Source organism: Salimicrobium halophilum, assembly GCF_900100295.1.
In the GTDB taxonomy this organism is placed as follows: domain Bacteria; phylum Bacillota; class Bacilli; order Bacillales; family Halobacillaceae; genus Salimicrobium; species Salimicrobium halophilum.
The window spans coordinates 193655-206476 of record NZ_FNEV01000003.1; the positions used below are offsets into that span (position 1 = coordinate 193655).

Sequence of the window (12822 nt, forward strand, 5' to 3'; positions counted from 1 at the left end):
TTACTCTAAATTGGCGTGTTTCCCTTTCCAAGTCTCTTCCTTACCTTCAGCGAAGGTTCGTGTCAGGTAAACGATGAGACTATCAAGCAGCAGATGGGCGCTTTGATCGAACTGGCTACCCAATGGCTGAATGGTAGCTTCTCTTGTATCAACCGCTTTTGTAACAGCAGGTAGGACGAGCACTTTCTCGGCCAATTCTCCCAACTTTGATGTGGCATTGGTCGTTACCGTGTAAACGGTAGCTCCTGCCTCCGCTGCTTTATCCGCCAGATCTACAAGAGATTTCGTGTTCCCTGATCCTGAAATCACCAGGAACGCATCCCCTGCTGTAATGCTCGGCGTAATCGTCTCCCCGGTTACATACACTTCATAACCGACATGCATAAGTCGCATCGCGAACATCTTACCGGCGAGACCAGAGCGACCATTGCCTGCTATGAAAATCCGGTTCGCACTATGAAGTCCTGAAGCAATCTCCCTTGCGTTCTCCTCGGAGACTCTTTCCAGCACTCCTGATACTTCCTTACTGATTGTTCGAATAATCTCTTCCATATCAACTAGCCCTCCTAACATGAACTTCTTGAAATAAGCGTTGCTGGAAAACGTACAATTTCGTCCTGTGTCTGTTTTTGTTTTGCGATTTTGGAAATAAGTAAAGTTGCAGCCTTATGCCCCATTTTCTCTACCGGTTGAGCGATAGTTGTAATCGCCGGATTATAGATAGAGGCGAAGGAAATATCATCAATGCCTATGATGGCAAGATCTTCCGGAATACGAAGGTGGTGATCCCTCGCATAAGTGAGGATTTCCATCAATACTAGATCGTTCCCCGCCACTAGAGCGTCTGGAGGATCTTCTCCTATCATTATCGAATGAATCTTTTCAGTCATATTCTCTAGAGCGACCCCCTGGATGAACTTCTCCTGTACCGGAAGACCATACTTCCGACATGCCTGCTTAAACCCTTCGATCCTCTCCACCCTTGGAGTAACGTTGTACTCTGTGGAGTTGGTGAGAATGCCCAGCATCTCATATCCTTTTTGATAAAGTTCCTGCACCGCGAGACAAGCCGCCTGCTTGTTATCAAGCATAATTGTCGGAACGTCCACCTCTGGAACTGATCTATCTAGAAATACCAAAGGAAAATCCTGAAGATTCAACTCGTTGTATACGTTTACATTTGTGCTTGTCGGAAAGATAATGAGACCGTCCACTTGCTTGGCAAGCAGCATATCGATATATTTTTTCTCTTTTTCAGGCTTATCTTCCGCATTACAGACGATGACGTGATAATCTGCCTGATGGAATTGTGCCTCAATCGCCTGAATGATTCGGGTGGAAAACTCGTGGGATATATTCGCCACAATTACTCCTATGGTCGTTGAAGATTTTTGTTTCAGTGATCTAGCTACCATATTAGGCTGATACCCCAATTTTCCGATTGCTTCTTCGATACGCTTTTTCGTTTTCTCTCCCATGAACTCATAGCGCTGATTCAAATATTGCGACACGGTACTCTTAGAGACTCCCGCTTCTTTCGCAACGTCAGCCATCGTCACTCTTTTCATCATGTAATCCTCTTCCTGTCCCTGCATAGTTGTTTTACTAAATCGGTTTAGTAAATCGATTTAGTTAATAATAATATATATGAAAGCGTTTTACAACACCTTGTTGAAAATTTCTGAAAATAAACCAACAAAAAACACGTGATTCTTCCTTCACGTGTTTTGAAACCTATACTTGTTGTTTTTAACTATACTTGTGATAGTAGTGATTCAAAGATTTATATAGCGTCTGGTACCCTTCGAAAAGGTTTCTGTATTGGTAATGCTTATACACATCAGGAACAAATTCCTCTCCCGCTTTCACCACTTCCGCTAGAGCCTCCTCCACTGATGGAAACCAGGACAACGCCACACCGCCGATAATAGCAGCTCCCATCGTCGATCCATCTGTGGAAATAAGTCTCTTCACTTCCGAATTGGTCACATCGGCGATCATCTGGACCCACACATCATTCCGGCTTCCTCCACCACCGAGGAAAATGTCCGGCTGTTCATCCCGGGAGCCCTGTAGCACGTGTAAATTCTCCTGCAGATTGAATGTAATCCCCTCAAGAATAGAATGAAGAAGGAGAGACTTGCGCTGCCCTATCGTCAGCCCTATCCATGCAGCTCTGTCCTTGGAATCGAAATAAGGAGTGCTGCTTCCCACTAGAAATGGTAGAAAAACAAGCCCCTCACTACCTGGAGGGTACCGTTTCATCTCTTCAGAGAGCTCATCAATTCGTTCGTAATCACCCTTGTTCATTTCCTTCCGGTCGTAAAGGAGTTTATATCCCCATTCCACTCCTAGGCCTCCGGTGAAGACAGTACCCATCGCATACATTGTTCCCATCACAGCTCCTGGGTGGTAGGTAACCTTACCGGATTTTTTTTCGTCTATTTCTTCTGCACTCATCACCACCTGCCCGGAAGTACTTAACGTAATAGCACTAGTACCCGGAAGATAAGCCCCTGTACCAATATGACTACACGCCATATCAGCTCCTCCGGTGACTACTGGTGTACCACGACGTACCATCCCGGTTTCACGGGCAGCTTCATCAGAAACATACCCGAATACAGTCAGGGACTCGTGAATCTCTGGGAAAATCCTGTTCGGTAAACCCACCTTCTGAATCAAGTCCTCATTCCACTTTCTTTCCTTCACATTCAGCAACAGGCTATTTCCGGCGTCTGTAGGATCCGTTCCTATTTCGCCGGTAAGTTTGTAGCGAATGTAATCCTTCGGAAACATTAATTTATCAATTGCTGCAAAAATTTCCGGTTCGTTTTCTTTTACCCACAGTAATTTTGGAGCTGTGAAAGCATTCATAGGCTGATTGCCTGTATGCTTGATGAATTCCTCTTTGTACAGGTCATTCAAATGCTCCGTTTGCCGAGTAGAACGATTATCAGTGATAAGGATACTGGGGCGAAGCACGCTTCCACTGCCATCCACTAGCACTAGCGCACTCATATGCCCCGATAGAGAAATCCCCTCGACTTGTGGTTCTTCAAGCTTCCCGACGCACTTCTTTATAACGTGAGAAACCGCTGTCCACCAGCACTCCGGGCTCTGCTCCACCCACTGGTGGTGCGGTCGTGAAGTGGAATAGCCTTCAGCAGCTTCCGCCACAAGCTCGCCTTTCTTATTCATAGCCACACACTTGGCAGAGGATGTACCTATATCAATGGCCAATAACACTTTATCGGTAGCTGTCACTGTGGAAGGTCCCTCCTAATGTTACAAGTGTTTGATACGATTTTTATATTTCTCAATATGGGCATGGTTGTATTCCATGCCACCTTCGACATTCCCACTCACGAATACAGGAGGATCGATATTCCTATCCTTCAGTTCCTTCACTACCTGCATCATCATTGAATTCATCACATAGGCGCCGATCACCGTAGACCCTGGTCCCATTTTCGTACCGTCTTCTCCTATTTCGACAAGAGCATCTCCATAAGGAATCATGTTGTCTATAACGTAATCCGCTACATCTTCAAGTTTTTTATCGGAAGGATGACGGGACTCCTTGTCTCTGTATGAGGTAGAGGTCAGCGCCACGACAGTCAGTCCTTTCTCTTTCGCTTCCATCGCCATTTCGATAGGAAGACTATTGATACCAGAAGTAGAGATAATGATGATAACTTCTCCTTCTTTCACGCGATAATTCTTAAGTATGTGCTCAGCGTATCCCTGCATCTTTTCAATCTGGGAGCTTTTTACAGCCCCTTCATGCAGCATGGTACTGGTTTCGAACATCGGATTTACCGGCACAAGACCTCCAGCACGGAAAAACACCTCTTCTACAAGCATGTGAGAATGTCCGCATCCGAACAGATGCACCAATCCGTCTTTTTGGATAGAGTCAGCGATTCTTTTCGAAACTTGTCTTATGACGTTCATTTGGTGATGCTCCACGTCACTTAAAAGCTCGTTTATCTTCTTACTGTAGTCCTCCTGCAACACAGCCCTTCCTCCTACTCTATAATGTTTTTCGGAATCCCCATGTTCTCGAATGTTTCCTTCGCTTTCGTGATGTGCGCATTCCCGTTTTTCAGGGCAGGCTGGAAGTGACCCGGAAGCAGCACTTCTACGTCCAGCCGGGATAGCTTGCTTATGCTTTCTGATAAGTCGTGAATGGAGAAATCTTTGGTATAAAGCATAGAAATCTTGCCATCAAACAACACAGTATCTCCACTGAACAGATAATCCGCATTTTCTCCCTGTACGTGGAAAGCCATATCGAACCTGGAATGACCTGGGGTGTCGTAAACCGTTACTTTCAGGGAGCCAATTTGAAACTGGTCTCCTTCTTTCAAAGGCAAAGCCTCACATCCCTCGAAACGATACGTCTCAGGGTAAAATCCGGCTTTTTTCGCCTGCAATAGATCGATGGCTTCCTCATCACCGCTTTTTAGAACAGAGAGAGCCTCTGCATTGGCATATACCTCTGACCCTAGATCTCTTTTCAGCTTGGAAGCCCCGCCGGCATGATCTGCGTGAATGTGAGTCAGGAATATATAGGTGATGGACTCAAGATCTATCCCCTCCTGTTTCAGATGAAGGTACATAGCTTCTATCGACTCCCCGGTTCCGGTATCAATAAGAGCCGCTTCCCCTTCACTCTGAAGCACATACACATTGCAATCAGAAGGGTGCGTCCAATCCATTCCCATCTTCCCACTGGCAACGATAGACACGTGCTCATTTATTCTCATCTTTTCACTCCTTGACTTGCACAATCATCTCGAGCTCCACAGGCGCTCCGAAAGGAAGTTCCCCGGCACCGAGAGCCGCTCTTGCGTGATTCCCTTTTTCGCCGAACACCTCAATCAACAGCTCAGAAGCTCCATTGATTACTAGAGGCTGTTCTCCGAAGTTTTCTGCCGATCGTACGTAACCGATTACTCGGACAAATCGTTCGACACGGTCAAGAGACCCGAGCACCGATTCAATTTCACCGAGACAATTCAGTGCAGCGAGCCGGGCCGCTTCTTTTGCTTCTTCTATATCTATCGATTCGCCGAGCTTCCCTACGTATTTCATTTCTGAGCCTACTTCCGGGGTCTGGCCGGATATAAACAATAAATTATCGACTTGAACTCCCGGTACGAATGTGAACCTTGGCTCAATCACGGGAACCTCTATTTCCAATTCTTTCAGACGCTCATATACACTCACTCGCCTGTCCTCCTTCAGAATTTCACTGGTCTTCCTTCTTCCGCGGACTGCACAATGGCATCAGCTATCTTGAGACCTTCCACTGAATCCGAAACAGGAGCAATCTCATTTTCTTCCTTTCTTTCTATCAGCCTCAGGAAATAATTCAATTCAGACCTGATCGCTCCTCCAATACCGTCAATCTCTGTCGACCATAGAGTCAATGCAGGGCGTTCCGTTCTTGTCTCCGTGTTGATAGAATATCCGGGATGGTTCAGAGCATACGTCGCCGTTCCCTTCTCTCCAATCACTTCTATATCTGCATCAATCGTTCCATCGAGCTCAAGCGTCTCCACCAGGTTTCTTGGCCCGCCTTCAGGGTAAAGCCAGGACGAATCAATAGAAGCAATCACTCCATTTTCAAAGGTAAGCACGGCAGAAAAGAGATCCGGGTGCTTGAATCCGCTTATATTTCTTTCAGAAGCGTATACTTCTACACATGGACTCCCGGCATACCATAGCGCCAAATCAATGTCGTGAATGCCGGATTCATATACCGGGTGAACCCTTTTTCCGAAATGGGCGAACCAGGATTTGCTGAAATTCCTCTTCGCACGGATCATCGCTACCTTCCCCAGCCTTCCTTCTCTCACCGCCCTGTAAATAGAATAGTAAGGAGAGCTGAATCTGCTTATATTCCCAACCAGTACGTGCTTTCCTTTCTCTTTGGCCAATTCATCAATTTGCTTCGCTTCCTGTACACTCGTCGCTATCGGCTTTTCGATGAATACGTGTTTGTTACTCTTCAAAGCATTTATTGCGTATGCACCATGGGTACTTTCATCACTTACGATATCGACGGCGTCCACTTCTTCATCATTTATCATTTCGTTGGCATCCACATACGTTTTCTTGACATCGAATTCTTTTTCCACATTTTGCAGTGCCTCTTCAGATATATCAGCCACCGCTACGACCTCACATCCTGGAAGCTCGGAAAGAACATTCAAATGAAGACGTCCGAATCGTCCGGCTCCTATGATTCCGATTTTAATGGTAGACATCACCTAACCACCTCTACTTTATCGATCCTTCTGTCAGTCCGCGTACGAAATACTTACCTACAATCCCGAAGAAAATCAGTACAGGAATCACTGTGAGCATGCCACCCGCTGTCGTCCATCCCCAGCGTACGGTGTACTGACCCATGATCTGATTCATCCCTACGGTGAGCACCTGGTTCGCCTCACTTGATATGAGAACAGAAGCGAATGCGAATTCCGTCCAGGATACTACGAAGGAATACACAGCGATCGTCGCCAGTCCAGGCGCAATAAGAGGCAAGATAATCTGGAACAGAATCCTCAGTTGTCCTGCTCCGTCTACTGCAGCAGATTCATCCAACGAAGGCGGGATACTCTTGAAGAACCCGCTCATCAACCACGTCGCAAACGGTGCGGCGAACGTAACGTTGATGATGATCAGACTCCACAGGTTATCAATCAGATTGACACCAGACATAAGGTTGTACACAGGAACCAGTAATAGCATCGTCGGAAAAATGAAAGTAGCCAGAATCAGGTAGTAGAAGAACTTCCTTCCCTTGAATTCCATCCGGTAAATAGCGTAGGAAGCAGGCACCACCAGCGCCGTAGTGATGATCATCGTTCCGAATGAAACGAACAGACTGTTCCTCAAATTCGTCAAATAAGGGGTCGCATTGATCAATTCGTTATAGTGTTGAAGCGTCCATTCTTTCGGCCAGAAATCCGCCTGCAGAATCTGATCCGGCAATTTGAAAGAAGAGATGGCCACCCAGTAGAAAGGGAAAGCAATCAACAATACGAGCGCAATCCCATAGATCCATTTAAATAGCTTCATATAAATTCTTTCCCCCCTTAATCCTTCGGTGCAGCAAAACGGACGAACAATACAGCAAACATAATCAGGAATAGAGCCGTAACCACGGACATAGCGGAAGCATTTCCAAGATTATAACTCTCAAAGGCTTCCTGATAGATGAGAACGGGTACGGTTGTCGTCGTCCCCGCCGGACCTCCTTCTGTCAGGGAATGTATCAGGTCGAAAATATTGAACATCCATAATGTCCCGACAAGCCCCAGCGCAAAAGTGGTGTGTTGCAGCGAGGGGAGCGTAATCTTCCAGAATTCCTGCCACTTGTTCGCTCCGTCCATCGCAGAAGCTTCATACAATTCTTTCGGGATTCCCGAAAGACCTGCCAATAGAATAACCGCAAGGAAAGGGAACCAGTGCCATGAATTGATGAAAATAATGACAAACAGTGACCACGTCGAATCGCCCAACAGATTCAAAGGCTCCCCGATAATGTTGAGGGATAATAGCACATCATTCAGAACCCCGTAGGAACCGTTCAGAATCCACTGCCAGAATATCGCGACGACGATAGTCGGAATCACCCATGGAATAATCATCCATGTCCTCGCCATCTGTGAAATTTTACGATTGTTGTTCAGAAGCAGTGCCACCGAAAAAGCAAGAATCGTTTGCACCACCATGTTACCGACGACCCAAAGCAGACTCTTCTGCCAGGCTCCCCAGTAAGCAGCCGAGCCGAATACATTCATATAGTTCTCAAAACCGACGAAATCTCCCTGTGTTCCGACGAACCCTGTACTGTAAAAGCTTTCCCGTATTACAGAACTGAGGGGCAGGAACACGGTCAATAATATCCAGATAACCAGCGGACCTACAAGCAGATAAGGCATCGCTTTCCTTATCCTGTTCTTCTTTTTTCTTACCCGCGTTTGTTTAGCGACCATCAGTACAGCCTCCCTTTCGCTCAACGGCTCCCCTCCTTCAATGAAGGCCCGGAGAAATTCTCACGTTGATTCTCCGGACCATAATGAAAATAAACTATTTATTCTATCGCTGCCTCCATCTGTTGCTGTCCCCATTCGACAGCTTCCTCGGCACTCATGCCATTGGATATCATCTGCCCGAGGGTATCAGCTAGAATGTTCGGACCGGAAATCTGACCGACTTCAGAAGACACTCCATCCGTGAACCCGAACAATGCCCCGTTTTCTGCAATGTCCATTAACGTACGGACTTCTTCTTCATATTGAGAAACGACTTCGTTGCTCCAATAAGCATCCGATTCCATCGCCGATTCTGTCACAGGTAGGAACAATCCAGGTTCTGCATTGATGAACTCTGCATAGTTCTCAGGTGTATATAGGTAATCGAAGAACGTTTTGATCGCTTCCTGCTTTTGCTCATCTTCTGTCAGCATCATGATCCCGTTAGAATAATAGATACTTCCTTCTTCTCCGCCTTCAGCCACAGGCATAGGAACTACACCCAGGTCTTCTGCCGGTCTTCCGGATTCTTCTTCAAATGGTGCCAAATATTGGCCCTTTTCGATTGCCATAGCGGCATTCCCTGAGTTAAACTGTGCCTGTGGCTCTCCCCATGTATACGTGTTACTGTCATTTGGAGAGTATTCCAGAAGCTCCGCATACATCTCATACGCTTTCACCGTTGCAGGTTGATTGAAATTGATATTATTGTCGCCATCAATAATATCTTTGGCTCCTGCAGTGATCATGAACGTATAGAGGACCTGATCGGTAGCCAGTGACTTCGATGCAGGAAGCGCAATACCGTTACGATCTTCTGTATCAAGTGCTTGTACAGCTGCCGTTAGTTCTTCCCACGTTTGCGGAGCTTCCAATCCTTCTTCTTCAAGGAAATCTGCCCGGTACCATAGAGCCTGTACCATCCCGAAAATAGGCAGCGCCCACGTCGTGTCATCATACTGATAAGGAGTAATAGCTGATTCTGTGAACCCATGCTCTTCATTCAAAGATTCATAAATCTCATCCATCGGTTGTACAACGCCCAAGTCCTGGATCAGCGTCGTGTAATCCGGAAGGGTGAACAATAAATCAGGACCATTCCCGGCCTGAATCGCTGCAGGGAACTGAGAATAAGCATCATCCCAACTCTGCACCTGGGGTTTCACTTCAATATCATCATGTTCCTCATTGAATTGCTGGATAACTTGATTAAATCGTTCCACCCTTTGTGGCGGCTCTTCCATGTGCCAAAGTGTTACTTCTGTGACACCGCCTTCACTATCACCGGAATTATCTCCTCCATCTTCATCTCCACCGGTATTGTCGCCGGAACATCCTGCTATAACAAGTACTAAAAGAAGCATGAAACCACTCAACCAGACAAACCTGTTCCTTTTGTTCTTCATCTTATTTCCTCCCCTGTTTTAAAGCTGATGCATCTTTCAAGCCATGACCAGTACAGACACATACCACACTTTCATCCGAGTCCATCCCTCCACCATCGACCATCTTCCTTAAAGCAGCGATAGCCGTCGAAGAAGATGGTTCTACGAATATTCCTTCAGACTCAGCCAGTAATGATAATCCCCTCATTATTTCATCATCAGAGACAGCGATAGCCACTCCACCGGATTCCCTGATCGTCTCAAGCGTCCTTGTTCCGTCATCCGGATAGCTCGTCAAAGGATCTGCGATGCCGCCAGCTACCGTCTTTTCTTTCACTTTCCACGGACCTACCTTCTCTTCCCCTTGCTCGAACGCTTTGGCAATCGGGGCACATGCTTCTGCCTGTACACCTACCATCTTAGGAAGATTCTCGATCATCCCCGCTTTCTTCAACTCCTGGAACCCTTTGTAACACCCAACAAGTAGTGGACCTGCACCGATCGGGATGATGATATGGTCAGGAACTTCGCCATACTGCTCATAAATTTCATAAGCAAGCGTCTTGTCTCCTTCAATCGCATAAGGATTCAAAAACGTCGATGTCAAATTGAGCCATCCCTGTTCAAGAGCTACACGCTTCGCAATGTCATAAGCGTCGCTGAATGTCCCTTCCACTGCTTTGATTTCAGCGCCGAACACTTCCATCATCGTCAGCTTCTCCTGAGGCGTCGTTTCCGGAACGCAGATCTCACACATAATCCCTGCTCTCGCAGCGTAAGCAGCAGCGGCCACCCCCGTATTCCCCGTAGAAGCCGTCACCACCTTATCTATCCCTCTCTCTTTAGCCAATGTCAAGGCCACCGATAGAGGCCTATCTTTAAAAGATAAGGTCGGGTTCCCTGCTTCATTTTTCAGAAAGACAGTAGATACCCCCAGTTTTTCCGCTAACGTTTCGCCTTCGAGGAACGGGGTTCTCCCTTCCCCGAGAGATACTGGTGCTGTAGTACCAGTCACAGGTAACAGTTTTCTGTACTTCCAGATCCCCGGCCACTCATCTTTGAACAACTTTTTTTCCTCTGAAAAAATCATCTCGTAGTCATATTCCACATCCAGGCTATGGCCACAAAGCTTGCATTCGTAGATGATGTCCACTTCGTGCTTATGCCCGCAATTCACACATACAAGTGCTTTGATATGTTCCAATAATCTCCTCCTCACTTGCACACATCTGTTACAACGTCATAGTACATACGGTATGCAGCCTGTAGCTGGTCCCTGTCGATGAATTCGTTGTCCGAGTGTGCTTGTGCTATATCGCCGGGTCCACAGACAACGACATCCACTCCATCCACTTCCCCGAATAATGCTCCGTCTGTCCAAAATCCCAGCCCAATAACTTCTGTGTCCTGGTCAAATTCCTTGGAGTATGCCCTTTTCAGACTGTGTACAATCCGGCTATTCGAATCGGTCTCGAGAGAACGATGAGGAACACCATTAAATACCGCTGATTCATGAACCACCCCTTTCATTTCGGGATCCTCTTGTTTCAGTTCTTCGATCATCTGCTGCAGACCATCGATCACATCAGATTCTTTCTCTCCCGGCAGAAGTCGCTGTTCGAACTTCACTTCACATCTGGCAGGTACAATGACCGGTCTGGTACCTCCAGAAATTTCACCGATATTCATCGTGCTTTCCCCGAGCAGCGCATGCCTGTTTTGTCTGATACGAGGCAGGTAGTCTCTTCTAACTTTCTGTATCCAATCCGTCGCCTTATAAATAGCGTTGATTCCCTTGAACGGCGTACTTCCGTGTACCGCTTCTCCTTCGAAAATGGCTTCTCCCCACACCACCCCCTTATGGGCGATTCCGATTTCCATATTTGTGGGTTCACCGACAATAGCGTAATCAGCTCTTACTCCATCTTTCACTAATTCATAGGCTCCTGGACTGTAATTCTCTTCACCTATCGTAGCTGTAAAAAGAAGTGTTCCTCTCATATTCTCTCGGTTTTGATAAATATCTTTCGTCACGACGGTCATCGCCGCAAGTGCCCCTTTCATATCGACACTCCCACGCCCGTATATGCGTCCATTCTCAAGGTAAGGCTGAAAAGGGTGCTCCATATCGTAGGGTGGGACCGTATCCATATGTCCGTTCAACATAAGGACAGGACCCGGGTCATCACCTTCGACAGTGGCAATCAGGTTACATCTACCATCCACCACTTCCCTGAGCTCCACCACCACCCCTTCTTTCTCCAGGTAGTCTTTCAGAAACTCAGCAAAACGCTGCTCGTGCCCTTCCGTCTCCTGATGACTTTCGATCTTTATCATCTCGAACAGAAGCTCTTCTACCTCAACGCTCATTTTTTGAGGCCCCATCCGAACTCTTCCAAAAACTCTTTCGATTCTTCTGCGACGCGGTCGAAATCACTTAACCCTATTCCTGAAGGCTCCCCTACACCGAACAGCCCTCCTGCTTGCCAGGCCTCCCATTCCACCGCGTTGTAGTGACTGTAGCCTACTTCCTTCAGCGCTTCAGCCATTTCCGAAAAATCCACGAATCCTCCGCCGAACCACACGTGCTGAGACTGCATGATATTCGGGAAGCCGACCTCGTCCTTAACGTGGACAACTTTGATACGATCACCAAGCTTCCTGATTGCTTCTTTGATAGGCATCTTCGGCTTCACCGTTGTATAGAAGGTGCCAACATCTACACAGCAATAAACATTCGGCCTGTCCACTTCTTCGAAAAGCTTGAGCATAGAAGCTATATCATTGATGATTGTTCCCTGAATCAATTCGATACTGATATCAATGTCATATTGTTTCGCATAATCTGCTGCTTCTCTCGTGGCCGTCACGACCTGATGCCACGCTTCTTTTCTCGTCATCACATTGTAGAGGGGAGGATCATAATAACCATCTCCTACAAGTGTTACGACTGTCTCCGCTCCCATGTCCGCAGCAGCATCAATCGCCTTTTTGAACTTGGCGATCCCGTTATCCCGGTCGAAGTGTCTCGGTGTAACAAAAGTCGTATGACAGGCAATTGAGGGAAAAGCGATATTCCGCTTCGTCATCGTTGATCGAATGCGCTTCACTTCTTCCTCATATTCATGAGGTCTCAATTCCATAATCTTCGGATAGACGACATCGAAGCCTTCATACCCATAATCAGCTATACGATTGATACACCAGTCGATTGATTTGTCTCCCCAGCTGTTCGAAGCGGGTCCAGCAATCTCAAGCCTACCCCATGGCATATTCGGCCAGATTTCAAAAGAAAGTTTCAAATGTGAACTCATCAACTCACCCTTTCGGTAATAGTACTGGTCATACACTCATCAACACGTCTATACCAGTTAAAAGATAAT

The 12822-nt window shown here is 46.8% G+C and carries 13 protein-coding genes; all 13 read right to left on the bottom strand.

What is annotated here, in order from left to right; translation table 11 throughout:
* The 13 genes from hxlB to BLQ44_RS06655 all read right to left on the bottom strand — a co-directional run bounded on the left by hxlB (window position 1) and on the right by BLQ44_RS06655 (window position 12753).
* The gene (gene hxlB, locus BLQ44_RS06595; protein WP_093193095.1) at window positions 1–552 is read right to left on the bottom strand and encodes a 6-phospho-3-hexuloisomerase; all 552 of its coding nucleotides are present in this window, start codon (window positions 550–552) and stop codon (window positions 1–3) included.
* 14 nt (window positions 553–566) lie between these two features.
* Window positions 567–1571, bottom strand: coding sequence for a LacI family DNA-binding transcriptional regulator (locus BLQ44_RS06600; protein ID WP_245688113.1), 1005 nt, complete (start codon window positions 1569–1571; stop codon window positions 567–569).
* Between the two features lie 178 nt (window positions 1572–1749).
* Window positions 1750–3267, bottom strand: a complete 1518-nt coding sequence (xylB, locus tag BLQ44_RS06605) for a xylulokinase (RefSeq protein WP_093193096.1) — start codon at window positions 3265–3267, stop codon at window positions 1750–1752.
* A 21-nt stretch (window positions 3268–3288) separates the two neighbouring features.
* Window positions 3289–4020 carry a sugar isomerase domain-containing protein gene (locus BLQ44_RS06610; protein WP_176757450.1) on the bottom strand — a complete coding sequence of 244 codons (732 nt, stop codon included), beginning with the start codon at window positions 4018–4020 and terminating at the stop codon, window positions 3289–3291.
* An 11-nt stretch (window positions 4021–4031) separates the two neighbouring features.
* Entirely contained in the window at window positions 4032–4772 is a 741-nt protein-coding gene (locus tag BLQ44_RS06615; RefSeq protein ID WP_093193098.1) for an MBL fold metallo-hydrolase, read from the bottom strand.
* Window positions 4773–4776: 4 nt separating this feature from the next.
* Window positions 4777–5235, bottom strand: a complete 459-nt coding sequence (locus BLQ44_RS06620; RefSeq protein ID WP_093193099.1) for a RidA family protein — start codon at window positions 5233–5235, stop codon at window positions 4777–4779.
* A gap of 14 nt (window positions 5236–5249) precedes the next feature.
* Complete coding sequence (locus BLQ44_RS06625) at window positions 5250–6278, bottom strand: Gfo/Idh/MocA family protein (protein ID WP_093193100.1); 1029 nt, start codon at window positions 6276–6278, stop codon at window positions 5250–5252.
* Window positions 6279–6291: 13 nt separating this feature from the next.
* Window positions 6292–7095: a carbohydrate ABC transporter permease gene (locus tag BLQ44_RS06630; protein ID WP_093193101.1), complete on the bottom strand. Its 804-nt coding sequence runs from the start codon at window positions 7093–7095 to the stop codon at window positions 6292–6294.
* Window positions 7096–7112: 17 nt separating this feature from the next.
* Window positions 7113–8039: a carbohydrate ABC transporter permease gene (locus BLQ44_RS06635; RefSeq protein WP_093193102.1), complete on the bottom strand. Its 927-nt coding sequence runs from the start codon at window positions 8037–8039 to the stop codon at window positions 7113–7115.
* 74 nt (window positions 8040–8113) lie between these two features.
* Entirely contained in the window at window positions 8114–9460 is a 1347-nt protein-coding gene (locus BLQ44_RS06640; protein WP_093193103.1) for an ABC transporter substrate-binding protein, read from the bottom strand.
* Window position 9461: 1 nt separating this feature from the next.
* Window positions 9462–10643: a threonine synthase gene (locus tag BLQ44_RS06645; protein ID WP_176757451.1), complete on the bottom strand. Its 1182-nt coding sequence runs from the start codon at window positions 10641–10643 to the stop codon at window positions 9462–9464.
* An 11-nt stretch (window positions 10644–10654) separates the two neighbouring features.
* A complete protein-coding gene (locus tag BLQ44_RS06650; protein ID WP_176757452.1) occupies window positions 10655–11809 on the bottom strand; it encodes a M20 family metallopeptidase in 1155 nt (384 codons plus the stop codon).
* Window positions 11806–12753 (bottom strand): sugar phosphate isomerase/epimerase family protein, encoded by a 948-nt coding sequence (locus tag BLQ44_RS06655; RefSeq protein WP_093193106.1) that lies wholly within the window; start codon window positions 12751–12753, stop codon window positions 11806–11808. Before BLQ44_RS06655 ends, BLQ44_RS06650 begins: the two co-directional genes overlap by 4 nt.
* Window positions 12754–12822 lie beyond the last annotated feature (69 nt).

Excerpts from the sequence above, each read along its gene's own strand:
- BLQ44_RS06600 (WP_245688113.1), bottom strand. The coding sequence starts at position 1,571 with ATGATGAAAAGAGTGACGATGGCTGACGTTGCGAAAGAAGCGGGAGTC.
- BLQ44_RS06650 (WP_176757452.1), bottom strand. The coding sequence starts at position 11,809 with ATGAGCGTTGAGGTAGAAGAGCTTCTGTTCGAGATGATAAAGATCGAA.
- BLQ44_RS06655 (WP_093193106.1), bottom strand. The coding sequence starts at position 12,753 with ATGAGTTCACATTTGAAACTTTCTTTTGAAATCTGGCCGAATATGCCA.
- BLQ44_RS06640 (WP_093193103.1), bottom strand. The coding sequence starts at position 9,460 with ATGAAGAACAAAAGGAACAGGTTTGTCTGGTTGAGTGGTTTCATGCTT.
- BLQ44_RS06625 (WP_093193100.1), bottom strand. The coding sequence starts at position 6,278 with ATGTCTACCATTAAAATCGGAATCATAGGAGCCGGACGATTCGGACGT.
- BLQ44_RS06615 (WP_093193098.1), bottom strand. The coding sequence starts at position 4,772 with ATGAGAATAAATGAGCACGTGTCTATCGTTGCCAGTGGGAAGATGGGA.
- BLQ44_RS06630 (WP_093193101.1), bottom strand. The coding sequence starts at position 7,095 with ATGAAGCTATTTAAATGGATCTATGGGATTGCGCTCGTATTGTTGATT.
- hxlB (WP_093193095.1), bottom strand. The coding sequence starts at position 552 with ATGGAAGAGATTATTCGAACAATCAGTAAGGAAGTATCAGGAGTGCTG.